General features: G+C 57.3%; 25 protein-coding genes. 4 read left to right on the top strand and 21 right to left on the bottom strand.

The annotated features are described in order from the left end of the window. Nucleotides 1–113: 113 nt before the first annotated feature. From K1X75_05560 to K1X75_05550, 3 genes are all read right to left on the bottom strand, one after another. Nucleotides 114–3,050, bottom strand: coding sequence for a SpoIIE family protein phosphatase (locus tag K1X75_05560; protein ID MBX7057513.1), 2,937 nt, complete (start codon nt 3,048–3,050; stop codon nt 114–116). Between the two features lie 30 nt (nt 3,051–3,080). After that, nucleotides 3,081–3,821: an SDR family oxidoreductase gene (locus tag K1X75_05555; GenBank protein MBX7057512.1), complete on the bottom strand. Its 741-nt coding sequence runs from the start codon at nt 3,819–3,821 to the stop codon at nt 3,081–3,083. Nucleotides 3,822–3,977: 156 nt separating this feature from the next. Beyond that, nucleotides 3,978–4,151 (bottom strand): hypothetical protein, encoded by a 174-nt coding sequence (locus K1X75_05550; protein MBX7057511.1) that lies wholly within the window; start codon nt 4,149–4,151, stop codon nt 3,978–3,980. Nucleotides 4,152–4,429: 278 nt separating this feature from the next. Between K1X75_05550 and K1X75_05545 the strand changes: the two genes are divergently transcribed. The 3 genes from K1X75_05545 (at nt 4,430) to K1X75_05535 (ending at nt 6,221) form a co-directional block, all read left to right on the top strand. Then, the gene (locus tag K1X75_05545) at nt 4,430–4,885 is read left to right on the top strand and encodes a hypothetical protein (GenBank protein MBX7057510.1); all 456 of its coding nucleotides are present in this window, start codon (nt 4,430–4,432) and stop codon (nt 4,883–4,885) included. A 70-nt stretch (nt 4,886–4,955) separates the two neighbouring features. Further along, on the top strand, nt 4,956–5,636 hold the full coding sequence (locus K1X75_05540; protein MBX7057509.1) for a hypothetical protein: 681 nt from the start codon (nt 4,956–4,958) through the stop codon (nt 5,634–5,636). Between the two features lie 12 nt (nt 5,637–5,648). Then, entirely contained in the window at nt 5,649–6,221 is a 573-nt protein-coding gene (locus tag K1X75_05535) for a hypothetical protein (protein MBX7057508.1), read from the top strand. A 23-nt stretch (nt 6,222–6,244) separates the two neighbouring features. On the opposite strand, the gene K1X75_05530 is transcribed toward K1X75_05535, so the two are convergent. From K1X75_05530 to K1X75_05455, 16 genes are all read right to left on the bottom strand, one after another. Further along, nucleotides 6,245–6,577: an RNA-binding protein gene (locus tag K1X75_05530; GenBank protein ID MBX7057507.1), complete on the bottom strand. Its 333-nt coding sequence runs from the start codon at nt 6,575–6,577 to the stop codon at nt 6,245–6,247. A gap of 130 nt (nt 6,578–6,707) precedes the next feature. Beyond that, on the bottom strand, nt 6,708–8,123 hold the full coding sequence (locus tag K1X75_05525) for a hypothetical protein (protein ID MBX7057506.1): 1,416 nt from the start codon (nt 8,121–8,123) through the stop codon (nt 6,708–6,710). After that, a complete protein-coding gene (locus K1X75_05520) occupies nt 8,120–9,601 on the bottom strand; it encodes a hypothetical protein (GenBank protein MBX7057505.1) in 1,482 nt (493 codons plus the stop codon). Before K1X75_05520 ends, K1X75_05525 begins: the two co-directional genes overlap by 4 nt. 25 nt (nt 9,602–9,626) lie before the next feature. Further along, nucleotides 9,627–11,555 (bottom strand): NADH-quinone oxidoreductase subunit L, encoded by a 1,929-nt coding sequence (locus K1X75_05515; GenBank protein ID MBX7057504.1) that lies wholly within the window; start codon nt 11,553–11,555, stop codon nt 9,627–9,629. Continuing rightward, nucleotides 11,552–11,872, bottom strand: a complete 321-nt coding sequence (nuoK, locus tag K1X75_05510) for an NADH-quinone oxidoreductase subunit NuoK (GenBank protein ID MBX7057503.1) — start codon at nt 11,870–11,872, stop codon at nt 11,552–11,554. Before nuoK ends, K1X75_05515 begins: the two co-directional genes overlap by 4 nt. Further along, complete coding sequence (locus K1X75_05505; GenBank protein MBX7057502.1) at nt 11,869–12,414, bottom strand: NADH-quinone oxidoreductase subunit J; 546 nt, start codon at nt 12,412–12,414, stop codon at nt 11,869–11,871. The genes nuoK and K1X75_05505 overlap by 4 nt, the downstream gene beginning before the upstream one ends. Before the next feature lie 17 nt (nt 12,415–12,431). Beyond that, on the bottom strand, nt 12,432–12,926 hold the full coding sequence (locus K1X75_05500; protein ID MBX7057501.1) for an NADH-quinone oxidoreductase subunit I: 495 nt from the start codon (nt 12,924–12,926) through the stop codon (nt 12,432–12,434). Next, nucleotides 12,923–13,969, bottom strand: a complete 1,047-nt coding sequence (nuoH, locus tag K1X75_05495; GenBank protein ID MBX7057500.1) for an NADH-quinone oxidoreductase subunit NuoH — start codon at nt 13,967–13,969, stop codon at nt 12,923–12,925. Before nuoH ends, K1X75_05500 begins: the two co-directional genes overlap by 4 nt. 14 nt (nt 13,970–13,983) lie before the next feature. Then, a complete protein-coding gene (locus tag K1X75_05490; GenBank protein MBX7057499.1) occupies nt 13,984–15,441 on the bottom strand; it encodes a (2Fe-2S)-binding protein in 1,458 nt (485 codons plus the stop codon). Between the two features lie 24 nt (nt 15,442–15,465). Beyond that, nucleotides 15,466–16,734: an NADH-quinone oxidoreductase subunit NuoF gene (nuoF, locus tag K1X75_05485; protein MBX7057498.1), complete on the bottom strand. Its 1,269-nt coding sequence runs from the start codon at nt 16,732–16,734 to the stop codon at nt 15,466–15,468. Next, complete coding sequence (locus tag K1X75_05480) at nt 16,731–17,336, bottom strand: NAD(P)H-dependent oxidoreductase subunit E (GenBank protein MBX7057497.1); 606 nt, start codon at nt 17,334–17,336, stop codon at nt 16,731–16,733. The genes nuoF and K1X75_05480 overlap by 4 nt, the downstream gene beginning before the upstream one ends. After that, nucleotides 17,333–18,544: an NADH dehydrogenase (quinone) subunit D gene (gene nuoD, locus K1X75_05475; protein MBX7057496.1), complete on the bottom strand. Its 1,212-nt coding sequence runs from the start codon at nt 18,542–18,544 to the stop codon at nt 17,333–17,335. The genes K1X75_05480 and nuoD overlap by 4 nt, the downstream gene beginning before the upstream one ends. A gap of 19 nt (nt 18,545–18,563) precedes the next feature. Further along, on the bottom strand, nt 18,564–19,115 hold the full coding sequence (locus K1X75_05470) for an NADH-quinone oxidoreductase subunit C (GenBank protein MBX7057495.1): 552 nt from the start codon (nt 19,113–19,115) through the stop codon (nt 18,564–18,566). Then, nucleotides 19,112–19,618 carry an NADH-quinone oxidoreductase subunit NuoB gene (gene nuoB, locus K1X75_05465; protein MBX7057494.1) on the bottom strand — a complete coding sequence of 169 codons (507 nt, stop codon included), beginning with the start codon at nt 19,616–19,618 and terminating at the stop codon, nt 19,112–19,114. Before nuoB ends, K1X75_05470 begins: the two co-directional genes overlap by 4 nt. Further along, complete coding sequence (locus K1X75_05460) at nt 19,609–19,980, bottom strand: NADH-quinone oxidoreductase subunit A (GenBank protein MBX7057493.1); 372 nt, start codon at nt 19,978–19,980, stop codon at nt 19,609–19,611. The genes nuoB and K1X75_05460 overlap by 10 nt, the downstream gene beginning before the upstream one ends. A 93-nt stretch (nt 19,981–20,073) precedes the next feature. Beyond that, on the bottom strand, nt 20,074–20,526 hold the full coding sequence (locus K1X75_05455) for a CBS domain-containing protein (GenBank protein MBX7057492.1): 453 nt from the start codon (nt 20,524–20,526) through the stop codon (nt 20,074–20,076). Between the two features lie 184 nt (nt 20,527–20,710). Here K1X75_05455 and K1X75_05450 point away from each other — a divergent pair, with 184 nt between their 5' ends. Beyond that, the gene (locus tag K1X75_05450) at nt 20,711–21,676 is read left to right on the top strand and encodes an MBL fold metallo-hydrolase (protein MBX7057491.1); all 966 of its coding nucleotides are present in this window, start codon (nt 20,711–20,713) and stop codon (nt 21,674–21,676) included. Here the strand turns inward: K1X75_05450 and K1X75_05445 are convergent. Next, nucleotides 21,649–22,395 (bottom strand): hypothetical protein, encoded by a 747-nt coding sequence (locus tag K1X75_05445; protein MBX7057490.1) that lies wholly within the window; start codon nt 22,393–22,395, stop codon nt 21,649–21,651. The genes K1X75_05450 and K1X75_05445 overlap by 28 nt on opposite strands. A gap of 127 nt (nt 22,396–22,522) precedes the next feature. Then, a complete protein-coding gene (locus K1X75_05440) occupies nt 22,523–23,218 on the bottom strand; it encodes a hypothetical protein (protein ID MBX7057489.1) in 696 nt (231 codons plus the stop codon). Between the last annotated feature and the right edge of the window lie 17 nt (nt 23,219–23,235).

Genomic DNA, 23,235 nt, shown 5'->3' with positions numbered 1-23,235 from the left:
GATCGATATTGAGGGCGCTGCGGCATTGGTCAAGTACAGCAGGCGCCGGCAACGACAACCTGAGACCAGCGTCAAGAGTCCGGTTATGCGCCTAAAACCGACTGCGTCCGAAGTCAGGGGCAGTACAAGCGCTTGCTTACTGCGGCCACCTTTAAATGTAGCTTCCGGGCGCGATCACTGCCGCTTCCTGTATTTTCCAGATCCAGCGCACGATCCAGCATTTTAGTAGCCCGCGAATAGTTCTCCACAGCCGCGTAGGCCTCGCCCAGCGTGATCAAATTACGTACTAAACAGGGTTCGCGCAAGCGGACGCGTTCGCCATGGTCAATAGCTTCTTCGTAACGCTTAAGTCGCTTGCATAGCGCCGCGGCCAGCGCAATCATCTGAGTGTCGCCTGGCTGCTGAGCTATGAGTTGTTCGACAAAGCGAAGGGCGCTCTGATATTCTCTGCGATCGAGATGCAGTCGAATGATGGACCGAAGAGCGGGCAGGTAATTCGGATCAAGCTCTAGCGCCTTGTTCAAATTCTCTTCAGCCTCGTCGATTTTTCCCTGGCTGATCAAGACCAGAGATTCTCTGCGCATGGCACTGGCTTGCTTCTGGTCCATGTTGCCTGCCTCTGTTGCGGCTTCGGCTCGATAGACAATACGCATCAGCGAGAGATCGTCCGTCAGCTCGCCAATTTCCTGCAGGCGCCGAGCGATTTCGTCCAGTTGCGCCCCGGCTTCCTCTACGACGCGCGGAAACAGAGTCTCATCCTCATTGATGTATCGTTTTCCGGGCGCCTCGGGTTGGATTGCGATATCATCGCGGCCGTCGGAACCGAGTATCAGTACGTCCCCCGGAATCAGTTGCAGCGTCAGTACGCGCAATTGGCTGCGCAGACCAGCGATCCCCAGTTTGCGAAACATGACTTCGTCCTCAAAGAACCCAGCCTTGCCATTGCGGTAGAGCACTCCAAAAGGGTGCTCTACATTCACATAGTACAATAAACCGCTGGCGTCATCGATTACGCCCAGCGCCATGGAGCAAAGCATACTGCCATCGAAACTTTCGAAGACGCCCTGTAGTTCCTGAAAAGCATTTTTGATCCAGCGTTCCGGCGTTTGCTCCTTCAGCACAGGCATGTTCTTGCTTCGTTCCATCAATGATTCGAACACAGCCCCAAGCACCAGGGCGCCGCCGGCGCCCTGTAGAGATTTGCCCATGGCATCGGCATTGAGGAATACAGTGTGCGGACGACCGCGCAGTAGAATGCTGTGGGAGCTGCAAAAGTCGCCGCCAATCTCCTCCTTCCACTTTCGAAAAGCGAAGCGCTTTTTCTGACGCATCAGATATTCAACGTCCACTGTGTCGCTGGTGGAATCGTTGGCAGTCAGGGGCTTGATCAGGAGCAAAGTTAAAAAGTAGTCTGCATCTTGCTGGTGCTTCAGCTCTTGCACTCGCGTCAACGTGTTCTGCAACTCGGCGGTTCGCTCGCGCACTCTGCTCTCGAGATTTTCGGCATACTGTTGCAATCGCACTCGCGCCTCGCGGATCGATGCTACCATTCCGTTAAACGAGCGGGTCAAAAATCCGATCTCGTCGGAAACGGCAACGGGCACTTCAATGTCCATTCTGCCATCGTTGACCTGTCGGACGCCTTCCAGCAATCGATCCAGCGGTCGAACCAGGCTGCCCAGGAAGAAGAAGCGGAAGCCGACCAGCACTGCCAGAACGACGCCCAGGAAAATCAGCCCCAGGATCAAGCCTGTCTGATGGATCTGCTGGCGATAGGCGGCATACGAAAACCCGGCCTCGTAAACCCGGCCAGAAGGGCTGTATTCCATGAAGACAACATAGCGTCGGTCGCCGGCGCTGCGGTAGTAACGCGCGCCGCGGATATGGCGATAGGCAAAGACATTCAGAATGCGGGATCTTAAATCGGCATCCCCAGACGGCAGGCCGTTTTGCAAATGCTGCTGAATCATTGTACGGGCGACAGTCAGACCAAGGGGGAGGGAGAGCGCATATTTGCTGATCGCTGGGCGGAAGTCGACAGTCGGCAGTCTCTCGATTTCCTCCGCCGCAGCAGTGTCGACAAATTCCCGGTGCCGGCGTGCAAGGTCCGTTTGTTGCATCTGAGTTTCGCCGCGTTGGACCTGAAACGTCCCCTCATTGAGATCGTAACAGGCAAGATACTCAAGGTCTTCGATTGGATAGTCGCGATCTACAGTAAGGCGCGATGTTTGCTCGCGGCGCACCTGATCGTAAGCAATTTCTTGCTCCTGGAAGGAATGGTAAGTCACGAAGACCATTACCACCATCAACGTCACCAGGCTGACGCCTACGATTTTGCCCATGAATGTAGTGCGATCAGTTGTATTGTTGAAGTAGATCAGGAGTGCGCTGAAGAGACCGAGCAACGACATCAATACCAGAAAAGTCTGGTGAACGTCGCGACTGATCGTACCATTGCGACTCAGTATGTTTGTAGCCGCGGGTACAACGCCAGCGAAAATCATACACAGCAGAATAGCTGCGATCGCGATGCGCTTTTGTTTGCGAACAGCGATATGGCGCCCGCCGACCACAATAAGGTAGACGCTATTCAGTGCGACCAGCAGAGCGACCAGCCGCGTAGGACCTTCGGCGTCGAAATCCCAGAGGTGCCCGCGAAATGAATAGATTCGTGACGCATGAAAGGTTTCTACGTAGAAGAATACACTCAGACCCAGCGCCGCAGCATACTGGACAAGCAGAGAGATGTACGCAGTTCGCCGGTATTTTGTGTCAGGAAAGTGGAAGAAAATCTGCGCATAGTGGGGATGAACAAGCAGCGCGGCGGGTACGCTTAACCAACGGTGAAATGCGGCATGCGAGTCGTACCAGGCGTGCGCAGGCAAAAATGCCAGTATGAATAATCCGGAGTAGAGGTAGCCAAGCCCCAGGTGCAGGGTGCTTCGCGATCGATCCGGTATGGAAAGGAACACAAAAGCGCAAACCAGCAGATAGAACAAGGCGCCGATGACAATCGAAAGCCCAAAGAAGTTGATGTAGATCGGACCCATCGCACTGTCCTCTTTCGTCGATCGGGCGACTCAGCCGAGACGGGCGACGCGAGAAACTGGCAGAAGGCGCAGAATATACTTCATGATATTCCAGGGAAAGACCGGGACCGTGGACTCTTGAACTTCGCGCTCGATCAGGTCAGCGATGATCCGACAACCTTTTTCAACCGAAACCAAAAAGGGCCGATTCTTGATCTTGCGATTCAGTGGCGTGTCAATGTATCCGGGGAAAAGGGTGGTGACTTTGATGGGAGAATTATAGAGCTCGGCGCGCATTGCCTCGGCATAGACGGCGATGGCGGCTTTGGAAGCGCTGTAGGAAGCGCTGCCAGGAAGGCCTCGAAACGCGGCTACGGAGGATATTGCAACCGCCTGACCGAATCCCTGGCGGCGGAAAAAAGTGACAGCGGCATCAAGAGTCGCCATTGCGCCGATCACGTTCGCTTCGATGACGGCGCGATCTGCGGCGAAATTACCGCCGCCAACTCGTCCGGCGCTGCCAAGCCCAGCGCCGGCAACGATGATATCCAGCTTTCCGAGGGCTCGAGCTGCTTCTTCAATGTGACGCGGCAACTCGTCGTAGTCCGTTACGTCCAGCGCGTAGATTTCTACGCGACGTTCGGGATGGCGCGCCTTGATTTCACTGCGCAGTGATTGCAGCGCATCCATGCGGCGCGAGCAGAGCGCCAGATCATAGCCTCGCGCTCCAAATTCCAGCGCAAGTTGATGGCCAATTCCGGAGCTTGCCCCGGTGATCAAAATCGATTTCATTACCCAGACCTTTCCCCGGTGAAGGAGTGGGTTTTATTATAACGTTAGAGTTAACTCTAATGTCAAAATCGCGGACTGCTTTTTTCTGAGGCTGGATTTCCTTGCCAGCAAACTGGAAGAATATTTGCGTCGCCGGGCGCGGTGCGGCGCCAGCAATCAGATCAGTCCAGAGTAGGCGGCTACCTTTTGCTGAATACTTGCTTCCAGCGACTTGCCGCTCTCATCAAGGCGTTCCTTGCAATTCTGGCAGATGCCGATGCTGCCTGGGCGGGCAGCCACCGGATAGTGGCTGCATCGTGGGCAGGTAAAATAGAGCAATTTGAACTCCATATTTCGAGAGCCTCCATTCCTCATGAAGCGCAGCGACACATTGTTTTGCACTGCACTAAAAGCGCAAGGCCTTTTCAGTTCAGCCCCGAATTCCGCTCGTATATATACTTAGACGAACAGGGGCGATTTCTGGCCTCGAATTCCTGCTGCTTTGATGGTCTTACTATACTCCTTCGGTCGACTGCCCCTAAGCCATAAGCCCTGTCGGAAGGCTTCTGCGAGCCCCGGGACGGAAAGGGAATTGACCCTGTCGCGGCGCACTGCTGCGCTCTTTCTTGATGTCACGCCGCCCAGGGGCTCGCAGCCAGCAAGTGCGCTTTGTTCCGGCCGAGGGCGCGTCGCTCTTTGCGCTGCGACGTCCATTCCGTGCCGTACTCAGTCGGACGGGCGACCCGCACATCATACGCATCCGGCTGCTGGACGAGGCGCAGGACGCGCTACAGTCGAGTGTGCAGAGTCCAGGGGATGCGCGCTCCGATGCGCTGGCGGTCATAGACCATGTCACGATCAAGTTGATTGAAGCGGTTGTTCTCCTGCTCGATGCCGGCGATGCCCGTCAACGGACTGCAGCAGTCGAGGTTATTCACCACGCTCTAAAGCAACTCATTCGTGTTCGCAGGGATGCCGCAGTGGATCCGAATTCGGCACGAAGCGAATTGGTCCAGCTCTTGAGCGACCTGCGCAACCTTGAGGTCATTGCCGAAGACGAAATGCAAAATCCATCGCCTTCCTGAGCGCCGCCGGTCATCGCTTCAGTTGACCGCATTGTGCTGCGCCAGAAAGTGAACCCTGGAGTCAGAAGGCATGAGCGTTGCTCGCGAACTATTTCGATACGACGTCGCACGGCATGTAATTTCGACCACGCCCTGGCTGCAGAGCCTGGTGTATGCCAGATTGCAACCGGAGGGAGTTGAGGAGTTGCCCTCTGGTCCGCTGGAACGAGGCGCGGCTGGCGAAAAGAATCAGTTGCTGCGCGAATATGTCGATCGCCTTGTCGCTGAACCATCGCGACGCCTGCAGGAATTGCAGGAATATTTTGGCCGCGAGTCCATACCTTTCGATCCATACATAACACGAAAGAGCTATGGCGTCGAAAAGAAGTCGCAACAGTACTTTAGCGACCTCGCGGGGCCGCGGCTGAAAAATGCCTATCTCTTGATTGACCCGATTTCTGGCATCCGCGTTCAGGGGCAGGCCGATGTGCGCTATGTCAGCCTCGTCGATTTGAAGTCATTGCATGGCCGGTTGGGGGAGGATGGTATTTTGGCGGCCTTCCACCGAAAGCCGCAGGGTCGCAGCTGGAAGGACGACATCATTGAAAAGAATCAGTATCTAATTACATTTTCAAGATACATCGCATACGTATATGATTCTGAACATTGCATTATCCATATGTTGCGTTCGCAGCCACAGTTGAGTGCGATAAAGGCAGCTCTGCAATCGTATCGCGACCGCTATTCGTCGATCCAGGTAGAATTTGTTTGAGGCCAAAATAGAGTGACTCTTACAACCTTACTTCGAACAATCTTGAGCCTGTGTATGATGCTGGCCGCTGTCGGCTGCTTGCCATGGCTGTCGCTGCGCGGGGATTCCGCTCCGCAACCGGCCTCCGCCGCAGGCGCACCGCCGCTTTGCGTCGCTGGCAGATCGGAACTGGCTGAGGCGCGATTGAACTACTTCGCCAGCGGCGGCTTCTATCTGGGCGCCTGGGAGGGACTGAGTCCGGCTGGCGCTGGCCTGCGCGGCTATTGTAACGGCGACTTGTTAGCGGCACAGTATGAGGGCCAATTCAAGGGCGGCGTTCTGGATGGCCAGGGGGTCCTGCGATGGTCAGATGGCGCCAGCCTGAGCGCAATCTGGATCAATGGCCTACCGGTACGCGATATCCAGGTTCAATCTGGCGGGCATTTTTATCGATTCGAGGAAGCGACCTGGATGCCAACCGCCGACGCGGAGGTTTTCCGCGCCAGTTTACGCACCCCATCAGGCAGCCTGAATGCCGAATTTCGAAGTGGCGCCCTTAGCGGCGTTCCACGCTGGCAGGCCCCCATTGAGTCCGGGGCCCGCTAGCGTTCCAATTCTCTCGGACTGAATCAGCCGTGGTGGCGTCCGCCGCGATCTCCTCGATCGCCACGATCGCCCCCGCGCTCGCCGCGGCCGCCGCCCCCGCGCGGACCGCGATTGTCCTCAGCCTGGTTCACGCGAATCGTTCGCCCATCAAGGTTCTGCCCGTCCATTTCCGCCATTGCCCTGGCTGCATCTTCCTCCTGGCTGAAGGTTACAAAGCCAAAACCGCGCGAGCGGCCGGTATCTCGATCCAGGATGACCTTCGCCTCTTCGACGGCGCCAAATTGTTCAAAGCTACGGCGTAATCCATCGTTGTTGGTATTCCAACTCAATCCGCCGACGAACAGCTTGCGGGACATGGGAAACCTCAGAATTCTCAAGTAGCAGCGGCGACGCCCTCTGCGCTGCAGGGTAGACAACTCACACTGCTCAGCGCGAAAAGAGCAGCGCCCCGAAGAACAGAAAACAATTTTTTTTGTCCGCCGGGTCCTAGCTGACGGTAAAAAGCAGTGCTAGGTAGCCGCCGCTGAGCGTTAAGGTCCCGGCAAAGCTGACGCTCAGATAGCTCAATCGAAGCTCCATGCGGCCGACAGGGGCGCCCGGGGTTTCCAACCAGATCGCACGCACCAATCGAAAATAGAAATACAGCGACAATGTCGACGCCAGCGCGCCGGCAATGATTGTGGCGCCCAGCAAGGCGTTGCCCTTTGCCAGAAACTCCTGTCCTGCGGCGTAGAAGGCGGCCAGCTTTGCAGCAAAACCCGCCGATGGGGGAATTCCGGCAAATGCGAAGATAGTTGCGGTCAAAGCTACTGCAAGCCAGGGCAGGCGCCGCCCAAGGCCGGCCAGGTCGCGCAGCTCATCGACGTCGCTCTCAGCCGTACCCAGCATCATCATCAGAGCAATAATCGTTGCTGTTTGCAGCGCATAGATCATCAGGTAGAATTGCCAGCTCCAGGCGCCTCGTCCGCCGACGGAAACGGCCAGCAACAGAAAGCCCGCGTGCACGATAGCGGAGCTGGCCAGCAGTCGCTTCAAATTGGGTTGAGTCAGACCCTGCAAGCCGCCAAAAAGAAAGGACAGGATTGCCGCGCCAAGCAAGAGCGGCGACCAGATCGCTTGCAGGCCAGCGAGAGGTCCCTGACAGAGCAGGGCCAGGCTTGCAAACGCCGCGATTTTTGCGGGCGCTGCGATCATCGACAGCGCCGAGAGGCTGGCGCCCTGATAGATGTCCGCCAGCCAGAAATGGAATGGCGCCGCCGCCGCTTTGAACAACAGCGACGAAAGTATCAACGCGAGTCCTGCGGCCCCCAGCCAGGCGCTGAGCGGGCTGCTGTATTGAAGCGCTGCCGCGATTGCACTGTATTGCGCGCTGCCGGTCGCGCCAAAAACCAACGCAATGCCAAAGAGCAGCATAGCGCCGCTCAGAATCCCAAGCAGCAAGTACTTCAATCCCGCTTCATTGGAGCGGCGATCAAACCGGCTCAAACCGACCGTGGCGGCCGAAAGGATCGAAGCCGTTTCGAAGGATAGAAAAAACGTGAGAAGGTCGGCCGCCAGGACTGCGTTCACTGCGCCGGCGCTCAAAATCAATTGCACGGCTCGCCAATCAGCGGGGTGGACACCCACCTTGTTCAGATACGGATCGCTCAGGACGAAGGCTACGGTGCTGAACAGTAAAATCAGAATGGCTGCCAGACGTCCGCCCTCTGTGATTACAATCGAACCGCCAAAAAAAGCCGCCCCAACGGGAAGCTTTGATATGTAGTACAAAGTAGCCACGCTTGAGAGGGCGCTGATGTAAGCCGAAGAGCGTTCGCTGCGAAATCGAATGGCCGCTGAGAGCAGCGTAACCAACGCGATGCCGGCCAACAGAGGGACTTGTGACAATAGATAAGCGTTCATAACAATCCCGTCTGATGCAGCATTGCCGTTTTTTGCACGGCCTGCTCAAGATACTGTAGCCAGTCTGCGGGCTGCAGACCAAAATAGATCCAGAGCGCCGCCATGCCTAAGGCCGCCAGCCCCGCTGGCCAGGATAACTCTGCTGCGCTGCGCTCCGCTGCAGGACTTGAGTTCAAGAAGCGACGATGATACTGTAGCATCAAGGCCATCGCGCCCGTCAGCAGGCCGACAAAGGCAACGATAGTCAAAGGCATGCTGAGTTTTGAGGCTTCAAATAGCATCGTCAATTCGGCGACAAAGCTGCCCATGCCAGGCAGACTGATAGCGGCCAGTGTTGCCGTCAGAAAGAAAGCTGCCAATCTTCGGTGATTTGCAAATAGGGCGCCGGCATGCTCGCTACAACGCGCCTCCAGTGCAAATAGCGCCGCCATTACCGCACCATGATTCAGCATCTGGTAGGCGGCGGCCGCAGCGCTGGCCCCTGAAGCGGGCGTGACAAAGCTTACGGCGACTCCCAGAGCGATCAGGTTAAGGTGCGAGAGCGAAGCGTAGATCAGTGTATCACGCAACGAGCTGCTGCCAAGGGCCAGGACGCCGCCCAGCAGAACGCCGGCGGCTGCCAGCGCCGCCATAGGCGAAGCAAATTCGCGCAGCTCGCCGGCAAAGGCAGGCGCCATCATCAGCAGTCCAAAAGCGCCAAGCTTGGAAAGCGCGCCAGAAAGCAAGGCTCGTGCGCTGGCTGGCGAACCACGGTAGGCGGCCAGCATCCAGCCATGCAGCGGAAAGAGCGGCAGCTTGATTAGAAAAGCGGTCAGCATACCAGCCATGGTCCAGCGCCGCGCAGTTGGCGACATCTGGGCGACAATGGCCGGCAGTTCGCGCCAACCCGGGTCTCCGCCGTTGACCGAAAAAATAGCGCCCAGCGCAGCGAGCAGCGTCAACGAACCAAGCAGCGTGAAAATGAAAAAGCGCGTCAGAGCCGAACGAGCCTCGCTGCTATCCTGGTTCCCAAACAGGCCAATCCAGAAATAGACGCCAATGAGCGAGAGCTCAAAGAAAACATAGAAAAAGCTCAAAGAGTTAGCCAGGAAAGCGCCGCCAATTCCCGCCTGCGTAGTCAGGAGTGCAACATGCCAGGCCCGCTTGCGTGCAGAAGCCTCCTCAGGTAAGAAGCATTGCACAGCGCCGGAACTCAATGCCAGTGTCAGAAGGGCGATTGCCGATACTCCACCCAGCTGAAAGGAAGGCTGTAGCTGCCAGCCGCCGGCAATGGCATGCAATTGCGGTCCCTGCCAGACGAGAGCCTCAGGCGCCACAAAAACCGCAAAGAGTGAAGATAGGGCGAGGGACAGGATGTAGAGCCACTGACCCGCTCGACCCAGCAAACCCTGCAGCGAGTCCCTCCCGGGAAGTGCGAGGTGCAGCGTCGCAATAACAAAGGGCAGGAGCGCGAGAAATAGCGGCAGCAGTGTGATCATTGTTCAGCGCTCCGTCTCTGTAAGCTCACAACGAGGCGCCCGATAGCCAGAGCGCAATGGCCAGCCCGGCGGCTGCTGCGGCCGCCATCCACGCGGCGTACTCGTTCAACAGGCCAGCGAGCAGTCGACGCACTCGTCCGCTTGCGGCCAGCATCAATTGTCCGATCATTCCGGGCGCTCCGCCCTCGCTTTCTGGGTCGGCGAATGCTGACGCCGTCCGCGCTAGCTGCAGCAACGGTTCGGCCAAGAGCTTGCGATTGATATCATCGAAATAGAAGTTCCGCTCCAGCGGACCGCGTGGCGTAGCCAGCCAGCGAACATAGCGCTGCCAGCGACTGCGTACCGAGGGCGTTGCAAAGTTGGCAAAAACAGCAACAGCAAGCGCTACAAAGACCAGTGCATGCAGCCAATCTGAATCTGCGTGCAGTTCGGGACCCCAGCCGGAGTAGAAGGATTTTTCCAACCAGCCCATGCCGCGTGCAATGCCGCCGGCCACCGCGGCCACGCTGAGCGCTACCAGCGTCAGCCGAATCCAAACGCCGCTTTCGCGCCAGTGAGCGCTGCGACTATCATCCGGATTCGATTCCAGATAGCCCAGCAGGCGAAAGGTATAGAGCACGGTTATCAATTCAGCTGCAAAAACCAGCCAGTAAGCGCTGGCGCCAGCGATGCCCCACGGGCCCGCAACAAACTGGCTGTGAGCCAAACTTTGAAGGATTGCCTCCTTGCTGTAGAACGAGGCCGATGCAAAGGGAAGAGCGCCAACCGAGCCAATGGCCCCGACCCAAAATGCAACGCGTGTTACAGGCATCCGGCGCAAGACGCCCTTCAATCGGTGCAGGTTCTGTTCATGATGGGCAAAATGAATGATGCTGCCGGCGGCAAGGAACAACAACGCCTTGAAGGCCGCGTGGGCAAACAAATGCTCCATCGCCGCGCGCGGCGCGGAGGAGGCATGAGCCACAAACATCAGCCCCAGATTGGCCAATGTGGAGTAGGCCAGCGCGCGCTTGATATCAGCCTGGTAAGCTGCGAGTACCGAACCCAGAAGCAGTGTAATAATTGCTGCAATCAGCAGTACAGCCTGCACTACAGGGGCTGCCACAAATACCCAGCTCAACCGTGCTGCCAGATAGACGCCCGCTGTTACCATTGTCGCGGCATGGATCAATGCGCTGACTGGCGTGGGGCCGGCCATTGCGTCGGGGAGCCAGACATGCAGTGGGATTTGCGCTGACTTGCCGGCAATGCCTCCCAGCAAGAAAAAGGCGGCGATGACGATCCGGCCGCTATTCAGCGCTTCGCTGCCATCCAGCGCTTTGAAGTTGGCCTCCATCGATACGTAGTCGGCGGCGCCCAACTCGCGGTAGAGCAGGAAGGCGCCCAGTAAGAAGAAGACATCGCCAATACGATTGGTGAAGAAGGCCTTCCACGCTGCGGGAGGTGCAAAGCTTTCCTTCCAGTAGTGCCCGATTAACAGGTAGCTGGCCAGTCCAACGCCTTCCCAGCCTACAAAGGTGAGAAAGATGTTGTCGGCCAGGACCAGAATCAACATCGCTGTCAAGAACAGACTGAATCCTGCAAAATAGCGCGAGGAATTCTCGTCATGCTCCATATACTGAATCGAGTAGAGTGCGATGAGCGTCCCCGCAATGCTGACCAGTAGCGCCATGGCCAGCCCGAGCTGGTCTGCAGAAAGCGCCATGCTGGCTTGCAGCGCGCCCACGCCCACTGCACCGAAGCGAATCCATTCACCTGGCGCGGCAATCCAGTTGGCGGTCGCCACGCCTTGCACGGACGCCAGCAGAATAAAGCACGAGGCGCTGGCTGTTGCCGCGGCCACGCTGAGCCAACCGCAAAGGACGCCGGGCAGTCGCCGTCCATAGATCGCCAGCAGCGCCGCATTCACTCCAGGCAGAATGGCGCCAAGCAGCAAGGCCGATTCGCTATTCACGAAGCATCTCCCAACTTTCTCAATTCGGAACTCTCTACTGCGCGCGAATTGCGAAAAACCGCAATCAGCATCGAAAGTCCGATGGCCGCTTCCACGGCGGCCACGCCAATCGAGAGCATGTAGAGATAGTGGCCAGTTTGTGTTTCTGGCCACAGGAAGCGATTCAGCGAAACCAGAGCAATGTTTACGCCATTGAGCATAATTTCCAGCGATAGGAAAATCTGCAGCATGTTGCGCCGCAGAAAGACGCCAAAACCACCGGCGGCAAAAAGGATGACCGCCAGCGCCAGACAGGCTTTGAGATTGAAAAAGGTCATCGCACATTCCTTCCGCGGCTCAGATTGACAGCCAGGATGATGCCGCCCAGGATCAACAGGCCCAGCATCTGCAATGATATCGTATGCGGATTTTCTAATGGATTTTCAAATAGCAGCCGACCGATGGCCCGTACCGAACCAAATTCACTCTGGACCTCAACGGCGCCGCCCGCCGGCAACAAAAGCACCAGCCACAGTCCGGAGCCTGCAATCGCCAGGCTGGCAAGTGCAGCCAGTAACCGCGTGCGCCGTATGTAAGGCGGCGGAGTGAGGCGTTCGCTGGAGGGTCCTGGGCTCGGGTTAATCATCATTACAACGAACGTAAAGAGAACAAGTATGGCGCCGGTGTACACCAGCACCTGCAGGAGGCCGGCCAGAGGCGCGTGCAGCATCATATAGATGCCGGCCGTCGGCAGGAACGAGACGATCAAGAAAAACGTCGCTCGCACTGGATTTTCAGCAAACACAGTCCAAAGCGATGCCACAATGATGATGCCCGCCAGGACCAAAAAAAGCAGATCTTGCGCTGTCAAATCTATCATGAATCGATCCGCACTGCTCAATTGTTCAGCAGCTTCTGCATGTCGTAGATGAAGTCCTTGCGATTGTCGTGCACAATTGGCGTGCGATTGGTCATTTCGATTGCCGCCTTGGGGCAAGCTTCCACGCAAAAGCCGCAGTAGATGCAGCGAAGCATGTCGATCTCGAAAACAGCCGGGATCTTGTCGCGGCCCTCCCAGGCCTCCGGCGCCTGTTGCGCTTCGATGTGAATGCATTCCGCCGGGCAAGCCGTCGCGCACATGAAGCAGGCTACGCACTTCATGTGACCCTGATCATCGCGCGTCAGTCGGTGTTCGCCGCGGAAGCGCGGACTGACCGGCGGCGGCGCCTCGGGGTACTGCGCCGTCACCGGCGGGCGCAGGAATTGGCCCAACGAAATCATCAGGCCGCGTAGAATAGCGGGGATCTGCAGCAGCAAGGCGCGAAAACCGTAGGGCCGCACCGATCGTCGCAGATCGGCGCCCATTGGACGGTGCATTTCAGCGGAGCTCATAGAATCCCCCTGAGACGTTCCACAACCAATACGGTCAGAAACACATTTACCAGGCCCAGCGGAATGAGCCGCATCCAGCCCAATTTCATCAACTGATCCCAGCGCAAGCGTGGCAGCGTCCAGCGCACCCACATGAAAAAGAAAATCAAAGCAAAGACTTTGGTCATAAAAATGCCGAAGCCAAGGAGTGCGGCCGGCCAGCCTGGCGCGGCCAGATCATTGACGCCGGGCAGAGTATAGCCGCCCAGAAAGAGCGTTGTAATCAGCGAGCACATGGTAAAAAGCGCGGCATACTCGCCAAACATAAACCACGACCAGCGCAGCCCACTGTATTCGGTGTGATAGCCGCCCACCAGCTCTTGTTCCGCTTCTGGTAAATCAAAGGGCGCGCGGTTGGTCTCCGCAAAGGCGGCGATCAAGAACAGGAAAAAGGTCAGCGGCTGCAGGAAAATATTCCAGGCTGGCAGCCAGCCAAAGAGCAGATGGTTTTGCTTTTCGACGATTGTTGCCAGATCCAGCGAACCGGTCAGCAAAACTACCGAGATCACGGCCAGACCGAGCACGATCTCATAGCTGACCAGCTGTGCGCAGGACCGAATTCCGCCCATCAACGAGTACTGGTTGCTGGAAGACCAGCCGGCATAAGCAATTCCGTAAGAGGCCAGCGACGAAAAGGCCATGATTGCCACCAGCGCCAGATCGGCGCGGGTGACAGAGATCAGAATATCTGAATCGCCAAGCTGCAGATCGCCCATCGGGATCAGCCCGAAGGAAACCACCGCCGGCATAAAGGTCATCACTGGAGCGATAAAGAAGATAAAACGATCAGCGCCGCGGGGCGCAAATTGCTCTTTGAACATCAGTTTACCGGCATCAAAGAGCGTTTGCAAAAGGCCAAAGGGCCCGGCGCGATTGGGCCCGATACGACGCTGAAAGCGAGCGCTTACCTTGCGCTCCATCCAGACCAGCAGCGGCACCATTGCCAGTAGAAGGGCGAGGGCAAATCCGGCCTTGGCCAGTACTATGGATAGGTCGTGAGACACGATACTCCCCCGGTCTAAGCTCCGACTGGAGCCCCTTTTTCAATTCGAATGCGCAGGCGCTGCAACCACTCGGCCTCTGGTAGCGCTTCGGTCGGACCCTGAACTGCAGGAGCAAAGCTTTGCTCGATACCCTGACGATTGGTAAAGCTGCCGCTCTTTTCGAAGTGACTGAGGCCTGGCAGAACAACCGCGGCATTGGGGCCTTCGCTGAGAGAGCTGCTGGCAAAGTCGATGACCACCAATTTCTCCGCAGTTCCAGTGATGCGCGCCATCGCCGCCGAAGGCTGCAGTTCAGGAGTACAGGAGGCGATGAGCACGACATCAAAGCTCTCGCTGGCAGAAATGTTTTCTATTGCGCTGCCAGCGCCCAGGACCTTCTCCAGGCCGGCGCGATTTGGATTGCGATCGCCGCTGATAAAAAATCCCGGGAAGCTCTGATCCGCGCCCTCGGCGCGCGCGAAGTAGGCGACGCGTCCCTGCCGCAAAGCCGAAGCCAGCGCTTTGCCCTCCGCAATTGCTTCGTTGGTGCAAAAGGAACTTAACAAAATCAAGGGGCGATGCGCCGCAGCCAGGAGCGACGCACCGAGTTCGATGGCCTCGCTGCCCTGTGTGGATGCTCCGCGAATCAGAGGCTCGGCCAGGCGGTTGCGGCTAAGATATTCAAAGCTCAAGCGGCCGTGGTCGCACATCCATTCTTTGTTCACAGCATCATTGCGCCGCGGCACAATCCGCTTCACCTGTCCGGCCCGATCGCTATCGACCCGCGTGTTGCAGCCGACAGAGCATTCAGCACACAGCGAAGGTTTGCGATTCAGGTACCAAACGCGCTGTTGATAGAGAAAATCCGCCGAAACCAGGGCGCCCACCGGGCAGACATCAACGACGTTCATTGACAGCGGGTTATCCAGACTCTTGCCCGGAAAAACCTGAATTTCGCTGCGGTCTCCGCGGTTGGCCACCGTCAATTCGTGGCCTCCGCTGATTTCATTAGTAAACCGGACGCAACGCGTACAGACGATGCAGCGCGAGCCCCAGTACTTGACGTGCGGTCCCAGGCTGGCCTTGCGCCGGACAACCTTCTTTTCTTGAAAGCGGCCATGATCGCGACCATAGGTATAGGAATAGTCCTGTAAACGACACTCGCCGGCTTGATCGCATTCCGGACAATCCAGAGGATGATTGATCAGCAAAAACTCCATCACCGAACTGCGAGCCTTTACTACCTCATCGGAAATCGTATCAATTTCCATGCCCTCGACTACCGGCGTGCCGCAGGCAATGACCGGCTTTGGCAAGTTCTTCACCTTCACCAGGCACATGCGGCAGTTGCCGGCCACGCTCAGATCCTGGTGGTAGCAGTAGTGTGGAACGCTTATCTGATTTTCATGGCAGGCGCGGATCACGCTCCAACCAGCTGGCACTTCCAGATCACGTTCATTTACCTTAATCTTAACAAGCTTCTCGTCGGCCATTGTCTTCGTCCAGATATCGATCGATCAGTTCTGCGCCGCCCGTGAATGGGCCAGCAGTTGCTCGCCGCATTCGCTCAAAAAGCTGCCCATTGGCATGGCCGCTGCATCGGCCAGCGGGCATATTGTGCGACCGCGCATATTGCCGCTGATTTCTTTCAGCAGGGCAAGATCCTCTGTCCGGCCGTGGCCGTGGTAAAGTCGCTCCATTACCTTTTCCAACCAACCGGTTCCCTCGCGACAGGGCGTGCATTGGCCGCAGGACTCATGGTGGTAGAAACGCATCAGGTTGTAGAGGGCTCGAGTCATGTCGACGCTTTCATCTAATACAATGATGCCGCCGGAGCCCAGAAAGGTGCCCATTGCCGCCAGCGATTCATAGTCCATTCGAGCATTGTCGATCTTGTCGCCTGTCAATAGCGGAGTCGACGAGCCTCCCGGAATCACTGCTCGGATCTTTTTGCCATCCAGGACGCCGCCAGCGCATTCATCGATCAGATGGCGGAGCGGCGTACCCAGCGGGACTTCATAGTTGCCGGGTCGATTTACGCGACCGGAAATGGAGAAGATTTTGAAACCTGGACTGTCGCCTGTACCCCATTGCCGGAACCATGCCACGCCATTTTTTAGAATGTGTGGCACATTGCAGATCGTTTCGACATTGTTCACGATTGTGGGAGCGCCAAGCAGCCCGCTCACCGCGGGGAAGGGCGGCTTCAATTTGGGATAGCCGCGGTCGCCTTCGAGGGAAGTCAACAAACCGGTCTCTTCTCCGCAGATATAGGCGCCAGCGCCGCGCGCCGCGGTAATTTTCAGATCGTAACCTTTGCCAAAGATATCCTTACCAACAAAACCTGCCGCCTCCGCCTCATCCAGGGCCTTGCGCAGCCGCTCGTATCCCAGGATAAATTCCCCGCGCATATAGATAAATGCGTGATGACACTCGATCGCATAGGCAGACAGAATCACGCCTTCGATCAACTGGTGAGGATCACATTCGATCAAGTAGCGATCCTTGAAAGTGCCCGGCTCGGACTCGTCGCCATTGACTACCAGATAGCTCGGCTTGCCTGTTCCTTTGGCGAGGAAGCTCCATTTCTTCCCTGTTGGGAAACCGGCGCCGCCGCGTCCGCGCAGACCCGAATCGACAATGGTCTGCAAAATAGCGGCTCGATCCTTGCCCAGCCACTCTCTCGCTGTCTGGTATCCGCCGCGCTGCTGGTAGTGGGCAAGGGTGTGGCTGTCCGGCGATTGGATGTGCTTGAGAAGCACCGCTTCAAACGGAACGTCGCTCATTTGCTTTGCGCTCCCTGCCCGGGCGCAGCCTGTTTGACCGAGATCACCGGCGTGCGCAAATCCATCTCCACAGCGTCCTCAGCGCGATAGGCGCCGGCGCTCTTGCCCTCTTTGCCCAGATACTCCAGCACGACACTTTGCAGGCGCTGGCGGTTCATACCGGAAAGGTGCAGGCCGTCGATTTGCATAGCTGGCGGTCGATTGCAATCCGCAAGACACTCGACCTTTTCGAGGGAAAACAGGCCGTCGGCCGTGCGCTGACCTGGACGCAATCCAAGCATTTCATAGATGACCTGCAAAGCATCGCCAGCGCCGCCCAAATCGCAAATTAGAGTAGCGCAAACCATCAAGCGGTGCTTCCCATGCGCCGGCCTTTTGAAATGAGTGTAAAAGGTTGCCATTCCCAGCACGTGGGATGGACTCACTCCACAGGTTCTTGCGACCAATTCCATGGCCGCGTCGTTGAGCGCGCCAAATTCGCGTTCAGCTACGCGCATCACCATCAACAATGCCGAGCGCGGATTGGGAAAGTCCGCCAGCAGTCGATCAACCTCGACGCTGGCGGCAGCGGAAAAATGAAGCGTTTCACCTGCGCCGGTCATCGATCAAGTTCTCCTGCAATAACATTGAAGGAAGCCAGTATCGTAACCAGGTCCGCGACCATGCGACCGGTCAGCACCTTGCTGTAGACCTGGAAATTATAGAAGGAAGGAGGACGTACGCGCACTCGATATGGCATAGATCCTCCGTCGCTGACCAGATAGAAGCCCAGTTCGCCGTTGGGGGCCTCGCTGGCTGAATAGTGGCTGGCCTTTGGCGGCTGTACTCCGTGATTGCCGCCAGGCATTATGACCTTGAAGTGATGGATCAAGGACTCCATATCGTGGTAAACGGACTGTTTGTCAGGAAGCACATGCTTTTGGTCGGCATAATTGATGGGACCGGGCTCCAGACGATCAAGCGCCTGGCGCACAATGCGAATGCTCTCGTCCATCTCATCGAGACGAATTACGTAGCGCGCGTAGCTATCGCCTTCGGCGTAAATGGGCGTATCGAAATCGTATTCCTGGTAGCCCAGGTAGGGCCTGAATTTGCGCAGGTCGTAGTCCACGCCTGATGCGCGCGCAATTGGCCCGGTCAGGCCAAAGTTCAAGGCGTCTTCGCGGGTAATGACGCCGACGCCGGACGTGCGCTCCAGAAAGATCGGGTTGCTCAAAAATGAGGCGCGGAACTTATCAATGGTGCCAGCCGCCTCATCCAGAATCTCTCGAACGCGCGCCTCGAAGCCCTCCGGCAAATCGAAGGCCAGACCGCCGACTCGCGTATAGCTGGTGGTCAGGCGCGTTCCAGTCACGCTCTCAAATACATCGTATAACTTTTCCCGCTCCACAAAGGCCCAGAGAATGCTGCTGAAGGCCCCCATGTCCATAGTCATAGCGCCCAGACTGAAGATATGGTCTGCTATCCGCGACAGCTCGGCAAGAATGACGCGAATCTGCGCGCAACGTCGCGGAACCTCGATCCCGAGGAGCTCTTCCACTGCTACCGCGTAGCCAATATTGTTATTCAGCGGCGAAATGTAGTTCATACGATCGGTGATCGTCACGAACTGATTGAAAGAGCGATGCTCGCCCAACTTTTCAAAGCCGGTATGTAAGAAGCCAATTTCTTGTTCGCAGCCTACGACGGTTTCTCCCTGGATTTTCAGCTTCAGTCGCAAGGTGCCATGGGTGGCTGGATGCGAAGGGCCTACATTCAAGAGCAGTGAGTCTTCGCTCTTTTCCAGAACATCAGATTGGTAGCTGTACATTTGCTCGCCTGTCCGCCAATCAGCCGTCTATTTCTGCGGGACGCCCGGCTTGCGCCTCATAGGTTTCAAAGGCGGCGCGCTCGCCTCGCCCCTTCAGCGGATACTCTTTACGCAGCGGATGTCCCTTGTAGCCTTCTGGCAAGAGGATACGCCGCAGATCTGGATGTCCGCTAAAATCAATGCCAAACATATCGAAGGCTTCGCGTTCCGCCCAGACCGCCGCGGCAAACAAATCGGAAACAGACTCCGCACAGGGTTCGGACTCTGGAATCCAGACGATCGCCTCAAGGCGCAGAGCGAGCCGAAAAGAGAGCAGCTGGTATGCAACGGCAAAACGTTCGGGCATTGGCAGCGAGTAGCCAGCGTAGTCCACGGCCGTTAAATCGACGAAGAGCTCAAAGCCCAGGTCGGGATCGCTGCGCATCTTGCCGAGGATCTGACGGGCGCCCTCGCGACGCAGTTGAACGCGCAGTCCCTGGTCAATTTCCTCCATGCGAACCAACGAATTGCCAGCAATTTCGCCGATCAATTGTGCGGCCAGTTCTCGGCGACTCAGGTCCAGAACGATCATGCTCCAGCTCCGGCGGCCGAGGTGAAATCGCGGCTGCGCTGGATTCCATTGCGCGCTTTCTCCTGGATCATCATCAGCGCGTCTATGAAGGCTTCCGGCCGCGGCGGACAGCCGGGAATGTAAGCATCAACCGGAATAAATTGATCTATGCCCTGAACGAGTGCGTAAGTGTCGAAGACGCCGCCGCTAGAGGCGCAAGCGCCCATGGACATACACCATTTGGGTTCTGGCATCTGTTCCCAGATGCGCGTCAGCACCGGCATCATCTTCAGCGAAATGCGGCCGGATACGATCAGCAAATCTGATTGGCGCGGCGAAAACTTTAGAACCTCCGCGCCAAAGCGTGATGAATCATATTTAGGCATGTAGGAAGCCATCATTTCAATGGCACAGCAGGCTACGCCAAAAGGCATGGGCCACAGACTTGCGCCCCGGCAATAGTTGATAATCGAATCCAATCTGGTGGTTGCAAAATCAAAGGACTTCTGTCCGCTCAGTCCCATTCCAGCACCCTCATTCGAATTTCGTAGATCAAACCCAGGGTTACAATAGCCGTGAAAAAAAGAATAGAGCCCAATGCGGCCCAGCCCGCGGCGCCAAAGTTGTTGTCCACATAGGACGCCGCCCAGGGCAAAAAGAAGATCGTTTCAATATCAAATAGCATGAAGAGCAGGGCGACGGCATAGAACTTGATCGGCAAGGGCTTATGCGGCGAGTCGATCTGATCCATGCCGCATTCGTATGGATCGAACTTGTGTGCGCTTTGCGTTCGCGGTCCCAGGCGAAAAGAAATCAGCAACGGGACGGTTGCAATCAGCAGTGCGATGAGGGTGTAGATTGCCAGCGGCAGGTACTGCTCGGCCATGGGGAAGGGGCGGCTTTCACGCCGCCCGCAACAAGCGATTTTCAGAATTCGGCGGCCGTCTCAGGCGAAAATGGAGCATTCCAGCTGCCCGAATCAGGCGATGCCGCCAGTGATGTAGCCTTCCAGATGGCGGATGATCTTCTCCTGTTCTTCCATTATGGTCTTGACCAGGTCGCCAATGGATATCATGCCAACCACCCGTTCTCCCTCCAGCACCGGCAGGTGGCGAAAGCGCTTCTCGTTCATAACGTTCATTGCCTGCCAGACTGTGTCCTCTGGGCTTGCGGTCACCGGATTGGCGGCCATGATCTGGCTGACCGGAACATCATGCGCATTCTTGTCCTGCCGGCTAATTTTGCGCACGCAATCGCGCTCGGATACGATCCCGACCAATCGCTCGCCATCCATAACCAGCACCGAACCGATGCCGCGATCCGCCAGAAGGCAGATTGCATCATAAACTGTTGCGTCCGGGGCCATGGCTACGACCGCGGCTACATCGCCGCTCTTGGCCTGCAGGATTTCTCGAATACTGACGCTGCGCATGCTCCCCCCTGCCGCGTACTGTCTGACGCGACGTCCCGTTCAAAGCTTTGCCGCCCGCCGATCGCAAGGCAAGTCGAAAAGCAGTCCGGTCCCGCTGCTTAAGCGCGCTGGAGCGGTCGAAAAGAGTTGCAGGGAGCGGCCGCCAACGGCTGCCTTCGGGAATCAGCAGGTCGACGGCGGTAGAATGGAAATCAGACTCTGGGGGGTGCGCGGATCGCTGCCGACCCCGATGACAGGCGCAGAATATCGCCATAAGCTGGTCAACGCCCTTGCCCAGGCTTGCGAACTCTGGCGCTCGAATCCAGCGCAGAGCTCCGCCGATCTGATCCGCCAGTTGAGTCCGGAGTTCTGCGGAGTCATAGGCGGCGATACCACCTGTGTTGAGGTTCGCGCCGGCGACGACATATTGATACTCGATCTGGGTACTGGCTCCGTTCGACTTGGCCAGCAGCTGGAGCGGCAGGATTTCCGCGGCGACCTGCACATCCTCCTGACCCATACCCACTGGGATCACATACAGGGATGGCCTTTTTTTCGGCCCGCATATCAAGCTGAAAATCATATCCATCTGTATTCCTGCTTGCCCGACCTGCGGCAGCGTCTGGAGCGTCAGCAGCATCCGGATCACTTTCCGCTATCCTTCGATCGACTTCCAGCCCGCGTCAGCTTTGAATTGCTCGAACCTGGCGCCAGCTTCAGCATTGGCGGATTCCAGGTTACAACCAAACCGCTGATTCATCCCGGCGGTTCCATTGCCTACAAGATCGAGTATGGCGGTCGGAGCTTCACTTTTGCAACGGACACCGAGTTTTACGGTCCGGATCTTCACCGCCAGATGGACGACTACTATGCTTTCTTCAACCATGCCGACCTGCTGGTCATGGATGCGCAATATTCATTGGAAGAGGCGGAGCAAAAGCGCGGATGGGGCCATACAGCTATGACCATTGCTGTGGATTGCTCTTTGCACTGGCAGGTGCGAGAGCTGGCCCTGACCCATCATGAACCGGCCCACGGAGACCACTCTATCTGGGAAATCTTTCAGGAGGCGCATGAGTACCTTGCTGAATTTGCCACCGGAGCTACGGAATTGCGTATCCAGATGGCGCGCGAGGGCGATGTCTACCGGCTGCCGCCGCGTCCTGCCTGAGGCCAACCGTCGATATATTCAGCCCCAGGATAGCGCAATCGCTGCATGTCCACCAGCGCCGTAAGGTTGTCGAGCTGGATGGCGATGGCCCCGGCCTCAGAATGGGGGCTCGATTCAATCAAGAAGCCCAGAAATTGGTGATCGTAAGGGTGCTCCATCAGTCGGCTTTCAGCGAAAAGTTCCGGCGGCGGGCTAAGATCCAGCCGACGCCAGCCGCGGAATTGCAGGGTTCCCGCGTCGGCCCGCACTTCTCGTCCGCCGGCGCTGCGAAAAACCAGCCACAAGCGATCTCGGTACATGTCGCTTCGAACCCACAGTCCAATGCGCAGCACCTGACCGCGAACGTGTAGCGGGATTCGTGGTGCGAAAAAGAAGGACTGCTGGCCCGGCAATTCAAACGAAGTATGGACAAACAGCGAACGCTCAAAAGTGGGATCGCCGCCGCTCCGTTCCTGTAGCAGTCGGCCTTCGGCCTGAAAGGCCGCAGACTCCGGCGTGCGAAATAGGTAACGCAGGTCGGCAAGCATGGTGGAATTGGCGCGCGGCGCGTAGGGCGCGCTGTCCGGTTCAAAGAGGTCGATTGCAGTCAGCTCATAGCGCTCCGGTTCGCTGCGCAGCAATCCAGTCCAGATCTGGATCTGTGCTTCGGCGTCGTAGGGCTGCGGAAGGCTGCGGGCTTCCGGGCTCCTTTGCCAGAAGAGTAGGGCAAGAATTGCCACGGCAGCGGGCCAACGGGGCGCCGGCGGCCTCGGGCCTCCCAGGCCAGCGTATTCAGACGCCACGCTCACGCATAGATCAACGGCAGATTTGCAGCGAGCCCTTAGCTTCATCTGCGGAACCGGCGGACTAGATTTTGAGTTCCAGAAGGTCGCCAAGCTGGGCCAGGCATTGTTGAAATTCGCGGCTGGCGAATTCAGCGCCGTCGGCGGGCGCACTGTAGCACGAGACCACGGCGCCGTTCAGCTGGAAACGGATGGCGGATGCATGCAAATAGGTCCGATCCTCGCACCGCGCCAGGTCAAAGCGGCCATACTGCGGATCGCCAAGTATCGGCGCAGCAATCGATTTGAGCGCCGCGCGAATTTGATGGGTGCGGCCCGTCTTTGGCTTAACAACATAGAGGCGTAGTCCCGGGCGCCGTCCAGGAACAGGCACACTGATAAAGCGCGTAATCGCCGGGTTCCTATGGCTGCGCAACAGGATCCATTGCCCATTGCGTCCTTGCGCCATGTCGCCAATGATTTGACCTTGCTTCTTGTGTGGCTTGCGATCGGAGAGCGCCGCATAGATTTTCTCGACGCGCCCGTGACGGAATTCATTGCCAAGCAGATTGGCATTTTTCCGTCCGCGTGCAAAGACCAGTATCCCGGAGGTCACCCGGTCCAGGCGATGTACCGGGAAGAGCCGTGCGCCGCGAGGCAGTTGCCCCGCTTCCTCCATTGCACGCACTACTTGCAGCACCCCCGGCCGGTTCTCCTCGCTGTGGAAGCTCAAGCCGGCCGGTTTGTGAACAATCAAGTAATCATCAGCGCTCGCCAGCAAGCGCAGCCCGCTTGCTG

This window comes from Leptospirales bacterium, from assembly GCA_019694655.1.
GTDB lineage: Bacteria > Spirochaetota > Leptospiria > Leptospirales > Leptonemataceae > SSF53.
This window is presented reverse-complemented; position numbering and strand designations above follow the sequence as displayed.